Raw genomic sequence first — 19,738 nt, forward strand, 5'->3', positions numbered from 1 at the left:
GTTCTCATCCTCTGTTGGTTCTCCATTGCGTGATTTATCGTTTCGCAGGCGGAGCAACGGATTTCCGCACGACGATTTCGACTGGCAGGAGCTCCTCGACGGGAGCCTGCTTGTCCTGCCAGTTTGTTTCGAGAAGCAGGGATAGGGCGCGCGCACCGATGGTGCGGACCGGCTGACGAATGGCGGTCATGGGCGGGCCAAAAAGGTGGAGCGGACCGACGTCGTCGAAGCCGATCACCGAGACATCGTCGGGGACCGAAACCCCCTGGTCGCGGAAGACCTCAATCATGCCGATGGCGATTTCGTCCGAGCTCGCGAAGATCGCGGTCGCGGGGCGATTTTCCTCGATGAAGCGCTTCGCCGCCTGCCGGCCGAAACCAACCGTATAGTCCCCGGCATATTTGGAAACCCGGGAACTATCGCTGGAAGCTTCCCGCAGGCCACGCTCAAGCCCGTTGAGGCGCCGACGCGAGCTGATCATTTCCTCAGGGCCCCCGACGAACAGCACGTGCCTGTGTCCGAACTCTGCGAGATGCCGGCCCGCCAGATAGCCGCCGAGCTCATTATCGCAGAACAGCTTCGGGGCGCGGGCGCCCGGCACGTCTTCGTCGGCGATCACCACTTTGCCGGTCCGGTTGATTAGCGTGGCCAACTGTCCGTCGTCCGGGTGGTTGGTGACGAAGATCAGGCCGTCGACGTGATTGCGTTCGATCAGCTGGAGATAGGCAATCTCGCGTCCGGCCCGGTTCAGCGTCGCGTAGAGGGAGACGGCAAGTGCCCGGCTATCGGCCGCTTCTTCGACCGCTGCCACGAGCGTCGCAAAGAACGGGTTGGCGATATCCGGAACGACGAGGCCGATCGTGTCGGAGCGGCCGCGGCTAAGCCGGCGGGCGTGCGGGTTGGGCTGGTAATTGAGTTCGCGGATCGCGTCGGAGATCCGCTTCTTCGTCTCGTGCGGCAGGTCGAGCGATCCGTTCAGAAGGCGCGAGACCGTCGTAACGGAAACACCGGCAGCCCGGGCTACATCCTTCAGACTTGTCACGCGTCGTGTGGTCACCTTGGCTCCATCCTGCCGTTGTAAATCGATTTACTAAACCGCTTTACAATAAGATTTCGGCTTTCGTGTTCTGTCAAGATAATTTCTCTGCTCCGGCGAGATATGCCCTGGCACGGCGTCGTTGTGAACGCCCAGACAAAGGATGCGAGCGGGCCTGCCTGTTATGAAAGCAGACTCGGCCGAACGATTAGATCGGTCGAGAATGTTCGCGGGGTCGACAGTTCGCCTTCAAGGCGAGGGATCGGAGATGTCGGGACTGGGCGGCATAGCGGCTTCCGTCGTCTCAGTCGTGTGAGAGTACGGAGTTGGTGCCCTTAGTCTGAACGCCCAGGAAACGTTAGGAGTGGATACTTGCCCAGTGCTACCCCTCAATTGGGGCCGACAGCGGTCTGTCAGATCTTGGCTGCAGCGCGTCTTTATCTGCCCGCAGCGATCCCACGCCCGTCTTTCGCTCTCCATGCCGACGATTGCGCTTTTGCCCAAAGCAGGCCTACCAGTGTCTCCGACCAGCCTGGGGCAACGATGCCCGTTAGGCCTCCTCAATGCTGGGCAGTCGCTGGTCCCGAGGGTCCGACATCAGCTCGTGTGGCAGGGCCTTCGTGAAGCGGCCCAGGCTGCCGAGGATCGCGAATACCCTGTCGGGCAGCGCGTCGATCACCTCGTCGCGCAGGTAACAAATCCAGGGCTGTTTGTTGGTCGTGGACCAGACGAAGTACTGGTCCCAGCCACGCCCCTCGATCAAGGTAACGAACGTCTGGCGCTGCGGGATCGACCATTCGAAACCGCCGTGGAACATCCGGTTCCGGTAGCTGAGTGGGGCGACGATCCAGTCGAGATCATCAGGGGCAAGATGGGCAGAAACCCCGGTGGCGTCACAGAGCTGCGACAGGCCATCGACGCGGCCGTCATTCTTGCCGAAGTACTACTGGACGTTCCACCGTCCTGGATGCTCCTTGGCTCGGTGCCACCGCTTATGGTCGGGCGGAGCGATGCCCTTGGCGACGTATTTCTCGCCAAGGGCATGGAAGGTCTGCGCGAAAATGGTCTCGATCGTCGGGACGATCATGCCGACGGCAGAGAGGCTGATCGCGGCGTTGCTGTATGTCGCCCGCCACATCGCATCGACATGCTCGTCGACAACATGATCGTGGTACGGCCCCCTGTAGGTTCGAGCTTCTGCCTCCAGCTCCTCGATGTTGGTGTTGACATAGTCGGCCGATCGCCGGTGCTCTCCGAGAACAGCCCTAATGGCGTCGAGTTGGGCATCCCAGTCGATCGTAGCCACCAGACGATACAGGTAGTCGCGATCATCGAGCAGGTTTTCGAGGCCAAGCTTGAGACGTTCCGGGTCGGTCGTCATCATTTCCTCCAAGCGGAAGTCGGCATCCCAATAGCGGCTATTCCGTCGCACTCGGCAGCAGGTCGAGGCAGCTCGTATCGCCAGCGGCTGCCAGGAAATTGATGGCGTCGACCACATTGGCGACGGCCTGCGTGTCGCCGGTGGACAGGCCGGCGACGAGGATTGTTCGCAGGGTCTTTCGACCTCGCGCCGAGCTCCATCATTTCGAGGTGACGGTTCTTGATCGGCGTTGAGATGGTTTCCACGGCCCGATGCGGGAGCGAAGCGCTGAACTTGGCGATCCGATCCACGAGGTGAAAGGTCTGGCCTGGCGCATATCCGGCATTCGACGCAGCGATTGTCTGCTGCATGAGCCAGTCGGTGTCGAGGCCCTGTTGGTAGTAGAATTGGCCGATCGCGCCGATTTCCTTCTGGAAAACCGTGCGCTGAGCCGAGAGCTCTGAAGCGGCCAGCAGCCTTCGATCCCAATAGCTCTGCGCTCTGAGGCGAATCTCCTCTTCGGGCCGCGCCAGCTGCGTGCCAAGGAACCACATCGCCGTCCGCCGCGCCTCGACTGGGGCGTCGTTCCAGAACTGGGCTCCGACGTCTTCAGGGAGGGCATCCACGATGTAGAGGATGACCAAGTAATGCGTGAACTTCTCGGTGAGATGGTCTCGATCGGCGCCCGGCACGTTCTCAGCCAGCCGCCGAATCTCTTGGCGGTAGCAGTCGCTCATTTCAGTGGCGAGCCACGAAAGGGGCCCCGCTCCCATCTGGACGTGCGACAGCCAGACCGCGTTGCGCAGCCGCGCATCGGATGTCTCAAAAAAACTGGGCGCATTGGCCTTGAGAAAGTCGGCCGAGAAGTAGCTGAGCCAACCAAGGTGGCGTCCGATGACCGCCCGCGGTATTCTTCCATCGGCACCGCTCCGGGCGATCTCGACGTCCAGAATGCTCTTGATCTCCGGTAGTACGGCGAGAGCGTTGCCCGGATCCTTACGGACGTTTTTGCTCAGCCAGAAGATGAGTTGAATGCAAAGCTCCAAGGCGGCGCCGCGCGACGTCGACGTGGCGGCGTAATAGACCTGCCGGCGGTAGTTCTCCTCAAAGCTCTCGGAGTCCGCCGGCGACGAGCTCTCGTAGAAGGAGATGACCGGGGCCTGGACCTCCGCCTCGAGGCCAAAGCCGATGCCTTCCTTGCCAAGCTGCAGCCCCACCGAGATCAATTCGATTGCAGCCTTGCAGGCCCACGACCAATCGGCGTCATGGCTCTCGCCTTCGTTACCGGTCGGGCCGACGCGAGACACGAGCGTTCTCGTAAGCGCAGGAATGCCGTGCCAGTCGACCGCGGCATTGTTCCGGACGACGATCGTCAGGCCCTCGATGATCCTGCGGATATAGATCGCTGGAACGCTGGAGAATTTGGCGGCCTCTTCCGAGAAAGCCGCAGCGTTCTGCTCGGCGGCCTGCCGCAATTGCTGGCCGAGAGCGCTCACCGTGACCTTCCGCGCCTGCGGAGGTGGGCGCCAGTCCGTGAGGAACGAGACGATCTCGTCGACCAAAAGGTTCGCGAGGTGGGCCGCGTCTGCTGGACTGACATCGGGCTCATTGAGCTCGTTGAGCCACGCATCAGGGCCACCATGACGTTCGACTTCCCCTTGACGATCCTTGGGAAGTACCTGGCGCCAACGCCACTGCACCTTCCGCAGCACGGATGCCCTGAAGGTGGCCCTTTCTTCGTCGTTGGGCTCGTTGCTCGAACATTTGCTGGCCGAAAAGGGTGGTTGCCCTGCCGTCCTCGGCAACGATCCGGTAAAGCGAGCCGAAGAGGCTGAGCGCGGCCTCGGGGCGCCCCCCTTTGACGAGGTTTTCGAGGATCACGTGGACGGCCGACGAATGGGCCAGCCGAGTATCTCGACCGAGCCAGCCGTCAACGATGTCGATCAGGGGCTCGGCCTCGCCGGCCGGAAGAGCGGCGATCGCTTCGGCGCCATGCCAATGAACATCCTGATCTTGTGACCTACCGACTGAACGCAGCGCGGCGGCTACTTTCGCTCGGACCGTGCGATCGGTCGAGGCAGCCATCCTCATCAAATATCGGGCCTGCGGGCCAATGCTGCAGGTGCAACCCGTCGTCTATGTCATCGAGGCCGGCCCAGGAAGCGGTCAGCAACTTGTTTGCGGCAAGGGGATCGAGCCAGTCTGCGGAGTCGAATCGCTCGAAGAAGTAGGACAACAGCGGGAGAGCACCGGGAATCTCGCGTGAAAGCCTCAACGGCCGCCTTTCGGTCCGGCATGGCGAGAAGTTGGTCGAGGCGCAGGATATAGGCTGTGTACTTGCCCTGAAGGGCGACCATCTGGCCCCCAACCGCGGTGTCGAAAGGGGCCTGCCATTCCGCACGGAACTTGGCGTCCACCTCCAGCGACTGATGCAGTTCACGGCCGTAATGTGCCTTTGCATGCGCGGCCATCACGGACTTCCAGGATCGAGCAACATCACCGTCAGGAGTGAGACCTAGGGTCGCGCAGATCCGTTCGATCTGCTCGCGATGGCTGAGGTTGGGGATGAGCGCTTTGGCCGCTCGACCCGCCGCCTGCTGGTTGAAACCAAGTGCCCGCAGCGCGGCCCCAGCCTGCTCGAGGCGATCTTTCGTCTGGGGCGAAGCTGCTACTGTTAGGTCGGCGGGGGTTGCGAGAAGCTGACGGAGAAGCGCGTCGATCTCGCGCATGGCGTGGCCTGCCAGCGGCACCGATACGCGAAGGGGCGGGGTGCCTGCCGCGAGCCGACAAAAGTCGACATATCGGCCGGCGGTCCGCTTTCCCAGTAGGCGCTGCAGGAGCGAGGTGGTGTGGCGCTGCTCCTCGGACATGTGGGATTGGGGAAGTTCCTCGAACATGATTCTTGACCCGGCCCGTTTGAACTCTTCCTCATCCGTCAGTTCGCCATCGCAGTGATCATGGCAGCGATACGGGTCGCCTCGGCAACAGTGAGATCGCTCGGAAGTCCATCCACTTTGACGACACCAGTGCGCAGGGGGATCGCTAGCGTCCCCATGATCGTCGGGCCACCGCCGGCGCCTTCTTTGGCGACGAACTCGGCGAACTGCTTGAGAATGGCACTGAGGCGACCTTCATACGACTCGGCCGTCTTGTCAGCGAGCCTGTCATTGGCAGCGCGGAAGCGAGCGTAGAGATCCTCTATGTCAACCCCCAACACGGTGGCTTTTTCGGCGGCGGTGGCGATCGAGAAGACCCGGCTCACCGAGCTCGCATATGATTTGGCGATATTCGTGGCCAGCTTGTTGCGGATGAACTGCTGTCCGATGAAGTCCCCAAGGGTCTCGAGGTCGGTACGCATAATTGTTTCCTGTAATATATTGGCATTTACAATCATTGCATATGGGAATGAAAGGCGCCTGAATGCCAGGGCACGGCCCCGATTTCAAAAGCTTGTTCAAGTGATGGGGCAATGGAAGTACGGTTCGGCAGCTGATCGCATCCACCCAGTTTCGCCGCGGCCCTATGATGCAACATCCACTCTCGGCGTATTGCCGCCACTCGCTGATATAAATGGAGGCGCATAGCCGCTCAATCGGCGTCCTCAGATGAGTCCCTACGCGCAAAAATGCATGGCCCCGCACGGTAACGGGGCCGTGCATTTTCAAAGTTCAGTATGCTCCGCCAGTCCAGCGCATCCTCGATGTCGACGCCTAGACATGCTCCACGAAGTCATCAGGCGCAAGCTTTTCGGCTGTGTCCCGATTGAACGGTGCCTTCCGGGTAAAAGTTGAGGCCGGAAAATATTCCATTAATAGAAACGAAAATTCAACCAAAATTGTAGAAGATGGAAGAGTATCCGTCGCGCTCATCGGGGATTTTTTGTGAACAAGCTGTACTTCGGGGACAATCTCGATTGGCTGGAGAAGATGGCTGCAAACTCCGTCGATCTGGTTTACTTGGACCCGCCATTCAACTCCAAAGCATCATACAACATCCTTTATAAGTCACCTGTCGGGGCTGATGCGCAGCGGATGGCCTTCGAAGATACTTGGCGCTGGGAAGACGGGGCGGAAGCCGCGATGGAATCGGTGCGCCGATCCGATGTCTCAATCTTCCGAATGTTACAAGCTCTCCAAGGTTTTCTGGGCCAGAGTGATCTTATGGCTTATCTCGCCATGATGACTGTTCGCCTAATACATTTGAAGCGTGTCTTGAGGCCAACTGGGAGCATATTCCTTCACTGTGATCCCACGGCCAGCCACTATCTGAAAACCGTCATGGACTCGATATTTGGAGCCTCGAACTTTCGGAACGAAATTATCTGGCTCAGGTCTCGAAATCCGAAGGGGTCACAACACGCAAGCAAGAAGTTCAGTCCGAACACTGATACTATTCTCTATTATGCGAAGTCAGACGCGGCGCCCTTTTACGAAGACGCGATACGCGTACCTTTGTCACAGGCCGAGCTCCTGGAAAAATATGATAGATCGGACGAACTTGGCCCCTATGCCGACGGCCCAATTCTTCGATCGGCGAGCATGGGTGTCCGCCCAAATCTCGTCTACGAGTATAAGGGCTTCACACCTCCACCATACGGATGGCGCGTAGAGTTGGAAAAACTCCGTGAGATTGACGCGGGGGGCAATCTGTCGTGGAGCAGATCAGGCGCGCCGCGCCGTAAACTTCGGCCCACTGATGATCGGGGAAACCCTGTCGGCAGCTTTTGGGGTGACATACCACCTCTGAACTCGCAGGCTGAGGAGCGCATCGGCTACCCTACACAGAAACCCCTCGCATTGCTAGAACGTGTCATCCTATCTTCAACGGCGCCAGGCGACGTTGTGCTGGATCCTTTCTGTGGCTGCGGGACGGCGCTGCATGCTGCGGAACGGCTTGGAAGAGCATGGGTCGGAATTGATATCACCTATCTGGCGATCCAGGTAATTCAGGATAGAATGAAGACGTGGCTTCCCCTCGCCACCTACTCCATTGAGGGAATTCCAAAGGACGAATACGGAGCGCGTCAGCTTGCTGCTACTGAGCCGTATACGTTTCAGGAATGGGCAGTCGGACGAATTGGTGGTCAGGCTAAGGGTCGTGGTCCTGACAAGGGCATTGATGGTGAAATCGCCTTTGTAACCGGCCCGGGTAAATACGGTCACGCAATAGTTTCTGTAAAAGGCGGAAAACACATCGGCCCAGACGCGGTTCGGGTATTGAAAAGCGTTGTCCAACGAGAAGCAGCCGACATGGGTGTCCTTATCTGTCTAAACGACCCCACTCAAGACATGCGTACCGAGGCGGCAACAGGCGGGAGAATATCACTTCCGGGCGGAGAACGAGCGCGAATTCAAATCATAACCGTGAGGGATCTGATCGCGGGACCAAACCTCGGTATTCTGACCGAGCTCAATACGGTAAGAGCCGCTCAGGAGGCGCGCGTATTGCAGCGAAAGCGCCCCCCGGCAAAGCTTACGCCAGCGGAAATACGGGAATCCCCATCTCTTCGCCTTCCAATCTCAGGTGGGAAATCAACCAAGTCCCAAGCCTCATTGCCGCTTGACGAACCACTCCTAACACCGCCGCAGGAGCATGCTCCAAATCGCCCAAAACGCCGCCGTGCCTAACGCTCCTTTCATGCCGCGAGTATGCGACCCACCAGAACAAAGCATGCAGCGTCCCGCAACACCTCCTCGGGGTATCCCGCGCTGCCGGCGTATCCGATCGTAGAAAAGTACATCGCCTTGGAGGCGACGGCGAGGATGTTCCTATAAGGAACGGCCGGACAGCCACTACTGCGAGGGGCCACGCGTGATCTGGCAACTTCGCCGTTATCAACGATGGATGAGCCGACCTTTTCGCCTTTCGCAAGCGCGGAACGCTTATATCGAAGCGGCCCAAATTCTGCTTAATCTTGCAGAACTATGGGGCAAACGGGGGCCAGCCATGGATGCATGGCGCGAACTCGCTGCGAGTGGCGAGAAAACGGCCGTCGTGCTCCCGCCGGGCATATGGCTAAGGAAATCATCCCAAGAACCAAGTGTTATTCCGTAGGGCCTCGCGAGGATATTCCGTTTACAAAAAGGGTCGGTGTTGCCACGACAATCCGCACGTCCATGTGGATCCCGCCACATTTGTAACTCCCGCCCGGCCCTCCACTCGCGGTAGCTTCTTGCTAACACATTCGCTGGAAATAGTATTTGAGGAAGGAGCGGATATGCCGAAGTTCGCAGCAACGGGACCGGCGAAACGGGTGGCTGCCTGCCGGACGCTCGGCTTCGCGGCGAGCCCAATCTTGGCCCTGAGGGCCTGCATGTCGACCTTTGGCTCCGGGGATAATCACGTGCTCCCCCGCCTCGCCATTCGCGCCGATCAGCCAAATGGTCCTGAGATAGTTGAGGGCGAGCGATGGAAACACGAGAGCGAACTAGGCCGCCTGGATCGGCCGCCTCCCGAAATGACCGAGATCGGCGTAGAGCGCCTCCGCCCCCGTGACCGTCAAGAACACTGTACCGAGCACAATCAGGCCGACAAAGCCCGCGTGCGTTATGAAGTTGACCGCATGGATCGGGTTGAGAGCATTGAGGATGGAGGCGTCGTCAGCAATATGGGCGAGGCCGCCGGCCCCCATCACCAGAGAGCTTCAATGTTCATGTGCGACTTATCGCGACGAAGCGATCCCGCACGATATCGACCCGGCCGGCAGGACCACGGATGTTGCCGTTAAGGAAATCATCGAAGTCACGGTGCTCCAACAGCGCGCGAAATTGGCCGGCAATGAAGTCCCGGATGTCGTCCTCTGTCGTGGTGATTTCGCCCGGGAGGCTTTCTCTTCCGTCGACGATAAGAAGGATGTCTTCCGCATCCCGGCTCATGAAAAGGTCATCGTTTCCGCGCCCGGCAAAGGCTTCGAGCTTCGTTGCAAGAAACAGCGCCGGCGTCAGCACCTGAATGGACAGATCTTCTGAAAGCTGATGCTGCGTCGCCGTTTCGATGCCTTTCGCGTACCAGCGATTGCTGAAGCCGAGGATGTTTTCGTCATCGGGCATGAAATCAACCTTGAGAGGACCAAGACGCATCCGGCATATCACCTCCTCGTCAGCCGCCTCTACAAAACCGCGCTGTCGAAGCTCTTCCTGAAGATGCGCCCATTCCGCTTGGCCTGTCAGATCGACGATGAGATCGATGTCGTCGGTGGCGCGAACATCCTCGAGCGTGACGGGATCGGTGATGAACAGCGCAGTAGTACAACCGCCGACAAAGACCAGTCGTCTCCGCAGGTCCTCGCCAAGTGCGGCTGCAACGGCTTTGAGCATCTCTAGCAATTGAGCGCGGATTGCTGTCATTTATTCATGATCTTCGACTTGAGGTGATCGGTTGCGAGACCGACTTCCCGCTGGTTCCCGAGCCTAATCGCATCTACCAATGCCAAGTATTCATAAAGTCGCCAGTCTTTCAAAGCGGCCTCCGGGACGCTTTTGAAAAGGGGGGCGACCGTTTGACCCATCTCTCGTCCAGCGGGGTGGGGCCAGACGTAGTTATAGGTCCCGCCGCTGACGAGAAGCTCTTGGAGCATCGGCGCAGCAAACGCCGTGGGGACGCCGCGTTGCAACGGCCCCACCTGTGCGGGAAACACGAATTTAAGGCCATGGATGATGAACTCGAAAAGGTTTCGCCGATGTGGCCGTGGTTCATTGGTGCGGCTATCTTTCCGCGCGATTCCGGAAGCGATGCTTCTCTTGATCGACTGCGCGATTTCGGATTTGCTGATCCCGAGTAGGGCTTCAAGATTTCGCACTGAATAAGGGTCGCCGCCGAGGGATTCAGATTGCAGTTGATCTGTACCCTTTGTGCGTCCCTGATCCTGCAGGCTGAGTAGCTTCAGCAGGACGATTATGTCTTGGCTTTTCATGGCGAATGTCCTCTGTCCTAGGACTGAGGACATTAAGCACGAACTTTCTCGCTTTGTCAAAGCCGGAGTGACCAAGAGATTTTACCCATTGCCAAGCCGGCGGCGTACCGCCGGCCGCTCTGGCTGAAATCGAGAATACCGACAGTGTTTTGTTATTTAGCGCGACGAGTCTTTGGGAGGTCGCCATCAAGCGCGGGCTTGGCCGCGCCGATTTTACCGTGGATGCTCGCCTACTGCGTCGCGGTCTCATCGATAACGGCTACCACGAGCTCCCAATCACTAACGAACACGTAGTAGCGGTGGATGGACTGCCGGCGATCCATAAGGACCCTTTGATCAGATCTTGGTCGCTCAATCGATCGTGGAGGGTGTCACGCTGTTGACCGTTGATGAACTGGTCGGGCAATATCCGGCCCCATTCGCTGCATGCAAAATAGCTCGAAGTCCCTGCTCACTCATACGGGGCGAGCCGGTGTTGACGACTTCTGGCGCGTTCACGTTTCCCTCGGCTGTGCCGCAGCGTAGGCGCTTGCGGTAGGCCGCAGGCTAAGGTTGAACTGCGTGCGGTCGAGGAGGCTTAAGAGACACCGATCTGCGCCACCGATCGCACGCGCGCCTTACTCATGATTCCAGTAGTAGACGGCGAATCGTCTTTATCCTATCGGTTGAGTATGAAAACGAGCCTCGAACACCTTCCCGAGAAGAAGCAGCGCGAGCTTACCCGCGTCGTGGAGATCATCCACGAGGAGTTTGCCGATGCGCTCGAGGGTGGCTCGGCCGACTTTAAGAAGCGCGGGCGGATCCTGAAGATCATCCTCTTCGGCTCCTACGCCCGCGGCACCTTTGTTGACGAACCGCATACGATGAAGGGCTATCGCTCGGATTACGATATCCTCGTCATCGTCAATTCGAAGAAGCTCGCAGAACCGGAATATTGGGACAAGGCGACCGACCGGTTGATGTGGGACAAGGGGGTCTCAACGCCGGTTGGGCTGATCGTCCATGGCGCCCGGGAAGTGAACAACTTCCTTGCGGACGGACAATACTTCTTCGTCGATATCCTGCGCGAGGGCGTCGTGCTCTACGAACTCGACGACCGGCCTCTGGCCGAGCCGAAACAACTCTCGCCTGGCGATGCGCTCAGGGTGGCGAAGGAGCATTTCGAGAGACAATGTGCGAGCGCGAATTACTTTTGTCAGTTGGCTCGATACGCCATCTCTGACAAGCAGCGAAATCATGCAGCGTTTAATTTGCACCAAGCAGTAGAGACAGCCTATTCCTGCCTGCTCCTCACTCTCACCAATTACAGCCCACCTTCGCACAACATCAAATTTCTCCGCGGTCTCGCCGAAGACCGTGACCAGCGGCTCGTCGAAGCCTGGCCGCGGGACCAGCATCGTTTTACCGCCTGGTACAATATTCTCAACGAAGCTTATGTGAAGGCACGCTATTCGAAGCACTTCGAGGTCACCGAAGAAGCGCTCGCCTGGCTTCTCGAACGGACAGAGCATCTCCACCGCCTTGTCGAGACGATCTGTCAGGAGCGGCTGACCGAACTGGCTCGAGTAGTGGACGCCACCTGAGCCCTCGTCTTGGTCGGGATTGATGGTCGGGTCGATGGTTCGATCGCGCCTTCACGATCAAGCAAGGCATCGTCACTCCCGACGATCTTCTCTTCAGGGTAGGCCGCTCCCATCGGCAATCGCAACCGCGATCTGTTTCGGGAAATTCAGCGGCGCAAGGAGGCAGGCGGGTGAGAGCCTGCAATCCCGCCATTCAACTGCGCGCCGGCCCGATTCGTTTTCCTGGCGACACTGATAGCGCGCCACCACAGGCGCTGGCCCCATGCATCAATTTGGCTCTTCCTCTAGAAATATTTTCTGCTCAGTGACCGCGGCGACGGAACGCCGCGGGGCCCATTGAGGCGCCGGGCGTTGAGGACGTTTCTCGCCTCGGAGAAGGCGGGTTTAGACCCCGGATGTCGGCTCGAAACGGGGCGTTGGAAGGGACTTGTTAACCTTCATTTCCTATCGCTTAGAAGGCCGCGGCGATGTCTCTAGCTCTTCCAGGACCCATGCGTATTCCCAGGACAAACTTCTCACAGGCTGCTTTGCATGATGCAAACCAGGCGGATTATATCGATGGTCCGCATGACGATGCGTTGAGCGGTATGCCCACCCATGAGGCGGAAACCGCCGACCCCTATCAGTTGTATGAGGCGCCGTCGGCACCCCGCCGTGCCGCCAACCAGCAGACCGAAACGCTTAGCCGCGCAACGCGTCTCTATGGCCAGGGCTCGGCCTATGCGCCGGCGCAGGTGACTGCGACGACCAGCGAGCCGCTGCCGACGTTGTCGGAGATTGCCGGCCACTACGGCGATTCGACGTGGGAAAGCCATTTCTTCCTGGCGCCGAACGTCCGCTTTACCCGTACGCCGGAGCGCGAATTCATGAAGCGGCGCGCGCCGCAGGTCGAAGAAGGCGAAACCGCCACCGACGAAACATCGGCGGCGGAAGTCGACGCGGCAACCGTCGAGATGACGGTGGAGCCTGCGCCGGTTTCTGCAGAAGTGATCGAGCCCGCCGTGACGGCTCCGGTCGAACCGGTACAGACGGAAGCGTCCGCTCCTGCCGTTGACGCCGCGCCGCAGGCCGAAGTCACACTGCCGTCCTATAGCCCGTCCGAACTGTTGCGCATGCTGACGAACCAGCTCCCGACCTGGACTGCGGCACAGAACACGATCGAGCCGGCGATGCTCCTGCGCGCCGAGGCTCCGGCCGATGACAGCGTCTCGCTTGCGCCGGTTCTCACGATGCCGATCGCCGTTTCCGAACCTGTCGCGGAGCGCGCGCCCGCTCCAGAACCGACCAGCCCGGCCGCCGATCATAGCGCCGCGCGTTCGAGCTTCCTCTCCGACTTCGCTTTCTTCGAATTCGGCCCGGCCGATGATGTCGAAATCGCCGGCGAGGAAGCCACGCGCCCGAAGCCCTTTGTCGAGACGCCTGCGCCCCCGCAGATTGCGCCGTTGACCGCTCCCGTTGCTGCTGTCCCGCCGGCACCGGTGCGTCCGGTCGAAATCCGCCGCATGCCGCCGACGGCAATCACATCGCTGTTCCGCGTCGTTGATGTCCGCGGCGCGAAGGCTGAGGGGGGGTCGGCTCCGTTGCAGCCCGCCGTCGCCGAGCCCGTTGCGGCCATTGCTTCGGCCCCCGTTGCAGTGGCCGAGACATCTGCGGTCGTCGTCACCACCGAACCGGAAGTCATCGACGCCGAACCGGCTGAAATCGAGCAGCCGGCGCCGGTCGCCTCCAAGGCGGCGATCACCATGCCGGCCCAGGTCACGCGTGCGCCGAGTGCCTTGCCGGCCATTGGCACCACCGATCGCGCCTCGAGCGCCGATAGTTACGAGTTCCCGTCCGAGGACCTGCTGCAGGAAGCGCCGGTCGGTCAGGGCTTCTTCATGACTCAGGAGCAGCTCGAACAGAATGCTGGTCTGCTCGAAAGCGTGCTGGAGGACTTCGGCGTCAAGGGCGAGATCATTCACGTCCGTCCGGGGCCGGTCGTCACGCTCTACGAATTCGAGCCGGCGCCAGGCGTGAAATCGTCCCGCGTCATCAACCTCGCAGACGATATCGCCCGCTCCATGTCGGCGCTTTCGGCCCGCGTCGCGGTTGTCCCCGGTCGTAACGTCATCGGTATCGAACTGCCGAACGCCACCCGCGAGACCGTCTATTTCCGTGAACTGATCGAATCCGTCGATTTCCGCAAGACCAGCTACAAGCTGGCCCTTTGCCTCGGCAAGACGATCGGTGGCGAGCCCGTCATCGCCGAGCTCGCGAAGATGCCGCACCTGCTCGTCGCCGGCACCACCGGTTCGGGCAAGTCGGTGGCGATCAACACTATGATCCTTTCGCTGCTCTACCGGTTGAAGCCGGAAGAGTGCCGTCTGATCATGGTCGATCCGAAGATGCTCGAGCTCTCCGTCTATGACGGCATCCCGCATCTGCTCACCCCAGTCGTTACCGACCCGAAGAAGGCCGTGATGGCGCTGAAATGGGCCGTGCGCGAGATGGAGGATCGCTACCGCAAGATGTCGCGACTCGGTGTGCGCAACATCGACGGCTACAACCAGCGCGCCGCCGCCGCCCGCGAAAAGGGCGAGCCCGTGATGTGCACGGTTCAGACCGGCTTCGAGAAGGGCACCGGCGAGCCGCTGTTCGAGCAGCAGGAAATGGATCTGGCGCCGATGCCCTATATCGTCGTCATCGTCGACGAGATGGCCGACCTGATGATGGTCGCCGGCAAGGAGATCGAAGGCGCGATCCAGCGCCTGGCGCAGATGGCGCGTGCCGCCGGTATCCACCTGATCATGGCAACGCAGCGTCCCTCGGTCGACGTCATCACCGGCACGATCAAGGCGAACTTCCCGACACGTATCTCGTTCCAGGTCACTTCGAAGATCGACAGCCGCACGATTCTCGGCGAACAGGGCGCCGAGCAATTGCTCGGCCAGGGCGACATGCTGCACATGCAGGGCGGCGGACGCATCGCCCGCGTTCACGGTCCCTTCGTCTCCGACCTGGAGGTCGAACACGTGGTCGCGCATCTGAAGACCCAGGGGCGCCCGGAGTACCTGGAGACCGTTACGGCCGATGAGGAGGAAGAGGAGCCCGAGGAAGAAACGCCGGTTTTCGACAAGAGCGCGCTTGCCTCCGAGGACGGCAACGAACTCTACGACCAGGCGGTCAAGGTGGTCCTGCGCGACAAGAAGTGCTCGACCTCCTATATCCAGCGCCGCCTCGGCGTCGGTTACAACCGCGCCGCCTCGCTGGTCGAGCGCATGGAAAAGGAAGGCCTCGTCGGCCCCGCTAACCATGTGGGCAAGCGCGAGATCATCTACGGCAACCGCGACCACATGAACGCGCCCGACAACGACGATATGGATTGATTGGAGCCGCTCTTACATGGAGCCGCTATCCCGCACTATCGAATAAGCCGCCTCCGGGCGGCTTATTCGTTTCTGTAGCAGGGAATTGTTCCCGGGCGCGCTAGCGACTGTGAAGACCGGTCGTCTTGTTTTGCACACATCAAAATAAAAACGTTTTTATTTTTCTTGAAAACGTTTTTATTGGCTGATACCTCTAATCTCCAGGAGAGGTCGACGCCTGGGGAGGGTGCATGGCGACTGAGATGCACAGGGCGCAGCGCGCGCCGACGCCGACGATCAAGACCTTGGCCGAGATGACCGGCTATTCCATCGCCACGATCTCGAAGGCGCTGCGTGAATCTCCCGTGGTCGCCCCGGCGACCCGTGACCTTATCTTCAAGGCGGCGCGTGAAGTCGGCTATCAGGCGAATGCGCGCGGCATGGCGCTTCGCACCGGCAAGAGCTTCCAGGCGGCGGTCCTGATGCCGGTGACCGCTGCGCGCGACTACGAATGGGACGGTGTCGAATATACGCAGACCTTGAGCGGCATCAGTCAGGCGCTCGAAGGCACGGATTATCGCATGTCGGTGCACGTCATCCGCGATGCAGCCGACGGCGCCGAAGCCGCGCGCCGGATCGTCGATCAGGGATTGGCTGACGGGCTGATCTTCTCCGGCATTCTCGCGGAAGATCCGCGGATCGATCTGCTCGTTGCCGAGCACTTCCCCTTCGTTTCGATGGGGCGCTGCCGCAAGGATCTCGTCTATGCCCATGTCGACATCGACAACGAATGGGCGGCACATGCGGCGACCGCACGGCTGATTGCCGGCGGCCATAGGCGGATCGCGCTGGTCAATCCCGAGCGGCGGCTTTCCTATGCGCTCGACAGGGTCGACGGATTCGTCCGGGCGTTCCGCGAGGCGGGTCTCGATGCGCCGATGGCGCTGATCGCCGAAGGCGATCTCTCGACCCATTTCGGCCGGCAGACGGTGATCGACTTCCTGCAGCTGGACGATGCCCCGACCGCTTTCGTCTGCATCAACGAATCCACCACGCTGGGCGTGCTTTCGGGGCTCGGCAGCCTCGGGCGCCAGATCGGCGTCGACGTCGACGTCATCGCCTATGACGACATCAATGTCAGCGCCTATTTCACCCCGCCGATCACCACCTTCTACCAGCCGATCGAAGTGCTCGGCCGCACGCTCGGACAGTTTCTGCTGCGGCGCATGGAGGGTGAGGATCCCAAGGCGCTGCGGCAGGTCTTCAGGCCGACGCTGATCGCGCGCCAGCCCGACAATCTCGGCGGCCGCCTTAAAAGTTAATCATCCAAGGAGGAGAACCATGAAAAGACTGATGATTGCCCTGGCCGTTGCGGCCCTTGCTTCGAGCGTTTCCCATGCCGCCGATCTCGGCGGTAAGCTTCTGAAGGTCGGCTCCGACACGACCTCGCCGCCGATGGAGAGCATCGATCCGGCAACCGGCCAGGTCGTCGGCTTCGACGTCGACGTGGTCAATGCCGTCTGCGCCAAGATCAACTGCCAGGCCGAATTCATCACCACCGGCTGGGACGGCATCTTCGCAGCCCTCGACCAGGGCAATTTCGACCTCGTCGCATCGGGCGTCTCGATCACCGAGGAACGCAAGAAGGCGATGGACTTCTCCGATCCTTACATCGTCAACAGCCAGGCCGTGCTGATGCGGGTTGAGGATCAGGGGATCACCCTCGACCGCTTCAAGGATGCCGGCAGAAAGCTCTCTGCCCAGGCGAACACGACGGACGCGCAGGTTGCCGAGAGTGTTGTCGGCAAGGAGAATGTCGCAGCCTACGACACCTTCAGCGCGGCAATCATCGCACTCAAGAACAAGGACGTCGACGGCGTCGTCATCAACGGCGCCAACGCTGCCGCTTACGAACGCGAATTCGCCGGCGAACTCGTCGTTGCCATCAAGGACCTCGAATCCGACCCGCTCGGCCTCGTTTTCCGCAAGGGCGATGAAAACGTCGCGGCCTTCAACGAAGGCCTGAAGATGATCAAGGACGACGGCACGCTCGACCAGTTGATCAACAAGTATTGGGGCCTGAAATAGGCCCTCAGTGCCAATCGGACCCGGAGTGCGCATCGCGCTCCGGATCTTCCTTCTGTTTATCCATGCCCCCGGAGGAATGAATGTCGTTCCTGAGAAGCGTGCGTCCGAGCAATCTGATCATCCTGACCGCGCTGCCCTTCATCATCTATCTCTTCATTTCCTCAGGCGACTACCAGCGCTCGCTGAGGGCGATCCTCGGCGTGGAAAACGGTTCCGCGGCCTTTGTGCCCGGTTTCCTGGCGCTGGCAATCGCATTCTGCTCGGGCATTTCTGTGCTTGTTTTTTCGCGCGCCAAGGCGCCGCGTCCGCGCTTGGCCAACCTGGCGGCACTCCTTAATCTCGCTGCTGCCACCGTGCTCGTCCTTGGCCACAACATCCATCCCTTCATTGCCTCAGTCGTCGCCAACGGTGTCGATCCGTTCAAGTCGACGTTGATCATCAAGGGTGTGACGCCCCGGCAACTGACCGAGGTGGCCGACCTCATGGTGCGAGGCGTCGAGGCTTGGCTGTTTCCGATCTATTTCGCTGTTACTGTGGTCGGGCTTGGTCTCCATTTCCTGAGCAGTCGTTCCGATGTTTCTTCCAACGGAAAGGCGCGGCACATTGCCCGCTGGATCATCGGCCTCGTCAACGGCGCGGGTCTCGTCTTCGTCTTCTTTTTCGCCCATATCGCCTTTGCGGCAGGGGTTGCGACCACCATCCGTGCGGCGATCGCCGCCTATATTCTGGCGGCGCTCATGGGCCTCGTCTGGGTCGGGTTGCTGCAGCTCAGATCGACGGCCAGAACCAGCCTCTATTTCGCGCTTGCCACGCTGGTGCTGGCGCTCGCCTCCGGCTGGTTCCTGATGCAGCCGCGCGACGCCTATGTGCTGGCCGGTACGCTGGACGGCAAGGTCGGTATTGTCACCAACACACCGGCGGGCCTGATCAGCGGCGTGCGCTTCGGCCAATATGATGGCGCCCCGCAGACGGAGACGCCGGTGCGCACCTTCTTCGGCCCGACCGAGGCGCTGGCATCGATCGCCAAGGGCGAAGGTGTATCCGCGGTTCTACTGCCGGCGGCCTCCGCACCAGCCGACATGCCGGTCCTCTGGAAAACTGAGGCACTGAACGATCGCGATCGCGCCGCCGGCATCACCGTCGCCGTGCTTGCGATCATTCTCGGCCTCTTGAGCTTCGGCGGCTACCTGCATCAGCGCCATCCGCTGGCGATCGGATCGGAATTCATCGTCGATACGATCCGCGGCATCCCGATGTTGGTGATCGTGCTCTATGTCGGCCTGCCTTTGAGCGGTGCACTGAAAGATGCGACGCAAGGCGTGCTCGACCCGCCGAACCTGATGCGCGGTATTGTCGCCATGGCGCTTGCGTATTCGGCCTATCTCGCCGAAATCTTCCGCTCGGGCATCAACGCCATACCGGTTGGCCAGATCGAGGCGGCGCGCAGCATCGGTCTCAACCGCTGGCAGACGGCGCGGCTCGTCGTGTTGCCGCAGGCCTTCCGCATTATCATTCCGCCGCTCGGCAACGAGTTGATCGCGATCCTCAAGGACACGTCATTGCTGTCGATCCTGTCGATCCGCGACATCACCCAGCGCATGCGCGAGTTCCAGTCGGCAAGCTTCCTGCCGTTTGCGCCCTATAACTCGGCGGCGATCTTCTACATCTTCCTGACGCTGGCGGCGGCAAGCCTCGTCAACATGATCGAGCGGAAATATGACATCAAGCACCGCTAGACCTCGCACGGTGCTGATATCAGGCACCTCCCGCGGGCTCGGCGCGGAGCTCGCGCGGCTCTATGCCGAAGACGGCTGGCGGGTGATCGCCTGCCAGCGGGGAGCGATCCGGGCCGAAGACGCGACGGATCGGTTGACGCTGGACGTTGCCGATCCTGCCTCGATTGACGCACTCGGACGGACGCTCCAGGGCGTCGCGATCGACGTGCTGATCAACAATGCGGCCGTGCGCGGCGACATTGGCGGCCTAGCGACACTCGATACGGGAGGCTTCCTCGATGTGATGCGCGTGAATGCGCTGGCGCCGCTGCTGGTGACGCGAGCGCTGCTTGCGAACCTGCGTGCCGGCGAGCGCCGGGTCGTCGCCAATATCAGCAGCCGCGCCGGCTCGCTTGCCGAAGGTACACTCGACGATGACGACGGCGACTATGCCTATCGCTGTTCGAAGGCGGCGCTGAACATGGTGACGGTCAAGCTTGCGCAGGACCTGAAGAGCGACGGGATCTCCGTCGTCTCGCTGCATCCGGGTTGGGTGCAGACCGATATGGGCGGCAGCGAAGCCGTCGTTTCGGTCGCAGAGAGCGCGGCTGGACTGAAGGCGATCATCGACAAGACGGATTTGGCCGATAGCGGCAGCTTCCACGCCTATGACGGGCGGCGGGTTTCATGGTGACAGGAC

The 19,738-nt window shown here is 60.5% G+C and carries 16 protein-coding genes and 1 pseudogene; 8 read left to right on the forward strand and 9 right to left on the reverse strand.

Going from position 1 to position 19,738, the window contains the following annotated elements:
• Nucleotides 1-34: 34 nt before the first annotated feature.
• The 4 genes from ACQ5BM_RS28200 to ACQ5BM_RS28215 form a co-directional block, all read right to left on the reverse strand.
• Nucleotides 35-1,057, reverse strand: a complete 1,023-nt coding sequence (locus ACQ5BM_RS28200) for a LacI family DNA-binding transcriptional regulator (protein WP_429818428.1) — start codon at nt 1,055-1,057, stop codon at nt 35-37.
• A gap of 529 nt (nt 1,058-1,586) precedes the next feature.
• Nucleotides 1,587-1,853, reverse strand: coding sequence for a hypothetical protein (locus ACQ5BM_RS28205; protein WP_429818430.1), 267 nt, complete (start codon nt 1,851-1,853; stop codon nt 1,587-1,589).
• Nucleotides 1,854-1,979: 126 nt separating this feature from the next.
• Nucleotides 1,980-2,417, reverse strand: a complete 438-nt coding sequence (locus ACQ5BM_RS28210) for a hypothetical protein (RefSeq protein ID WP_429818432.1) — start codon at nt 2,415-2,417, stop codon at nt 1,980-1,982.
• Entirely contained in the window at nt 2,417-4,108 is a 1,692-nt protein-coding gene (locus ACQ5BM_RS28215) for a hypothetical protein (protein WP_429818434.1), read from the reverse strand. Before ACQ5BM_RS28215 ends, ACQ5BM_RS28210 begins: the two co-directional genes overlap by 1 nt.
• Nucleotides 4,109-4,121: 13 nt before the next feature.
• On the opposite strand from ACQ5BM_RS28215, the gene ACQ5BM_RS28220 reads away from it, so the two are divergent.
• Complete coding sequence (locus ACQ5BM_RS28220; RefSeq protein ID WP_429818436.1) at nt 4,122-4,415, forward strand: hypothetical protein; 294 nt, start codon at nt 4,122-4,124, stop codon at nt 4,413-4,415.
• 122 nt (nt 4,416-4,537) lie between these two features.
• Here the strand turns inward: ACQ5BM_RS28220 and ACQ5BM_RS28225 are convergent, their stop codons facing one another.
• Together ACQ5BM_RS28225 and ACQ5BM_RS28230 are read right to left on the reverse strand one after the other, a co-directional pair.
• A complete protein-coding gene (locus tag ACQ5BM_RS28225; protein ID WP_429818438.1) occupies nt 4,538-5,293 on the reverse strand; it encodes a hypothetical protein in 756 nt (251 codons plus the stop codon).
• 38 nt (nt 5,294-5,331) lie between these two features.
• Nucleotides 5,332-5,754: a hypothetical protein gene (locus ACQ5BM_RS28230; RefSeq protein WP_429818440.1), complete on the reverse strand. Its 423-nt coding sequence runs from the start codon at nt 5,752-5,754 to the stop codon at nt 5,332-5,334.
• Between the two features lie 523 nt (nt 5,755-6,277).
• Here ACQ5BM_RS28230 and ACQ5BM_RS28235 point away from each other — a divergent pair.
• Nucleotides 6,278-8,023 (forward strand): DNA methyltransferase, encoded by a 1,746-nt coding sequence (locus ACQ5BM_RS28235; protein WP_429818442.1) that lies wholly within the window; start codon nt 6,278-6,280, stop codon nt 8,021-8,023.
• Between the two features lie 728 nt (nt 8,024-8,751).
• Here the strand turns inward: ACQ5BM_RS28235 and ACQ5BM_RS28240 are convergent.
• From ACQ5BM_RS28240 to ACQ5BM_RS28250, 3 genes and pseudogenes are all read right to left on the reverse strand, one after another.
• Nucleotides 8,752-9,033, reverse strand: a pseudogene (locus tag ACQ5BM_RS28240) (KUP/HAK/KT family potassium transporter); the annotation flags it as partial.
• A 13-nt stretch (nt 9,034-9,046) separates the two neighbouring features.
• On the reverse strand, nt 9,047-9,742 hold the full coding sequence (locus ACQ5BM_RS28245; protein ID WP_429818444.1) for a hypothetical protein: 696 nt from the start codon (nt 9,740-9,742) through the stop codon (nt 9,047-9,049).
• Nucleotides 9,739-10,308, reverse strand: a complete 570-nt coding sequence (locus tag ACQ5BM_RS28250) for a hypothetical protein (protein WP_429818446.1) — start codon at nt 10,306-10,308, stop codon at nt 9,739-9,741. Before ACQ5BM_RS28250 ends, ACQ5BM_RS28245 begins: the two co-directional genes overlap by 4 nt.
• 671 nt (nt 10,309-10,979) lie before the next feature.
• Here ACQ5BM_RS28250 and ACQ5BM_RS28255 point away from each other — a divergent pair.
• The 6 genes from ACQ5BM_RS28255 to ACQ5BM_RS28280 all read left to right on the forward strand — a co-directional run bounded on the left by ACQ5BM_RS28255 (nt 10,980) and on the right by ACQ5BM_RS28280 (nt 19,732).
• A complete protein-coding gene (locus tag ACQ5BM_RS28255; protein ID WP_429818448.1) occupies nt 10,980-11,891 on the forward strand; it encodes a nucleotidyltransferase and HEPN domain-containing protein in 912 nt (303 codons plus the stop codon).
• A 491-nt stretch (nt 11,892-12,382) separates the two neighbouring features.
• Complete coding sequence (locus tag ACQ5BM_RS28260; RefSeq protein ID WP_429818450.1) at nt 12,383-15,256, forward strand: DNA translocase FtsK; 2,874 nt, start codon at nt 12,383-12,385, stop codon at nt 15,254-15,256.
• A gap of 230 nt (nt 15,257-15,486) precedes the next feature.
• On the forward strand, nt 15,487-16,557 hold the full coding sequence (locus ACQ5BM_RS28265; protein WP_429818452.1) for a LacI family DNA-binding transcriptional regulator: 1,071 nt from the start codon (nt 15,487-15,489) through the stop codon (nt 16,555-16,557).
• Between the two features lie 19 nt (nt 16,558-16,576).
• Nucleotides 16,577-17,323 (forward strand): transporter substrate-binding domain-containing protein, encoded by a 747-nt coding sequence (locus ACQ5BM_RS28270; RefSeq protein ID WP_334196993.1) that lies wholly within the window; start codon nt 16,577-16,579, stop codon nt 17,321-17,323.
• Between the two features lie 80 nt (nt 17,324-17,403).
• Nucleotides 17,404-19,059 (forward strand): amino acid ABC transporter permease, encoded by a 1,656-nt coding sequence (locus ACQ5BM_RS28275; protein WP_429818454.1) that lies wholly within the window; start codon nt 17,404-17,406, stop codon nt 19,057-19,059.
• A gap of 10 nt (nt 19,060-19,069) precedes the next feature.
• The gene (locus tag ACQ5BM_RS28280; RefSeq protein WP_429818683.1) at nt 19,070-19,732 is read left to right on the forward strand and encodes an SDR family oxidoreductase; all 663 of its coding nucleotides are present in this window, start codon (nt 19,070-19,072) and stop codon (nt 19,730-19,732) included.
• Nucleotides 19,733-19,738 lie beyond the last annotated feature (6 nt).

It is taken from the genome of Ensifer sp. B1-9 (assembly GCF_050474445.1).
GTDB lineage: Bacteria > Pseudomonadota > Alphaproteobacteria > Rhizobiales > Rhizobiaceae > Ensifer.

Excerpts from the sequence above, each read along its gene's own strand:
- ACQ5BM_RS28205 (WP_429818430.1), bottom strand. The coding sequence starts at position 1,853 with ATGTTCCACGGCGGTTTCGAATGGTCGATCCCGCAGCGCCAGACGTTC.
- ACQ5BM_RS28210 (WP_429818432.1), bottom strand. The coding sequence starts at position 2,417 with ATGACGACCGACCCGGAACGTCTCAAGCTTGGCCTCGAAAACCTGCTC.
- ACQ5BM_RS28225 (WP_429818438.1), bottom strand. The coding sequence starts at position 5,293 with ATGTTCGAGGAACTTCCCCAATCCCACATGTCCGAGGAGCAGCGCCAC.
- ACQ5BM_RS28230 (WP_429818440.1), bottom strand. The coding sequence starts at position 5,754 with ATGCGTACCGACCTCGAGACCCTTGGGGACTTCATCGGACAGCAGTTC.
- ACQ5BM_RS28245 (WP_429818444.1), bottom strand. The coding sequence starts at position 9,742 with ATGACAGCAATCCGCGCTCAATTGCTAGAGATGCTCAAAGCCGTTGCA.
- ACQ5BM_RS28250 (WP_429818446.1), bottom strand. The coding sequence starts at position 10,308 with ATGAAAAGCCAAGACATAATCGTCCTGCTGAAGCTACTCAGCCTGCAG.
- ACQ5BM_RS28255 (WP_429818448.1), top strand. The coding sequence starts at position 10,980 with ATGAAAACGAGCCTCGAACACCTTCCCGAGAAGAAGCAGCGCGAGCTT.
- ACQ5BM_RS28260 (WP_429818450.1), top strand. The coding sequence starts at position 12,383 with ATGCGTATTCCCAGGACAAACTTCTCACAGGCTGCTTTGCATGATGCA.
- ACQ5BM_RS28265 (WP_429818452.1), top strand. The coding sequence starts at position 15,487 with ATGGCGACTGAGATGCACAGGGCGCAGCGCGCGCCGACGCCGACGATC.
- ACQ5BM_RS28270 (WP_334196993.1), top strand. The coding sequence starts at position 16,577 with ATGAAAAGACTGATGATTGCCCTGGCCGTTGCGGCCCTTGCTTCGAGC.
- ACQ5BM_RS28275 (WP_429818454.1), top strand. The coding sequence starts at position 17,404 with ATGTCGTTCCTGAGAAGCGTGCGTCCGAGCAATCTGATCATCCTGACC.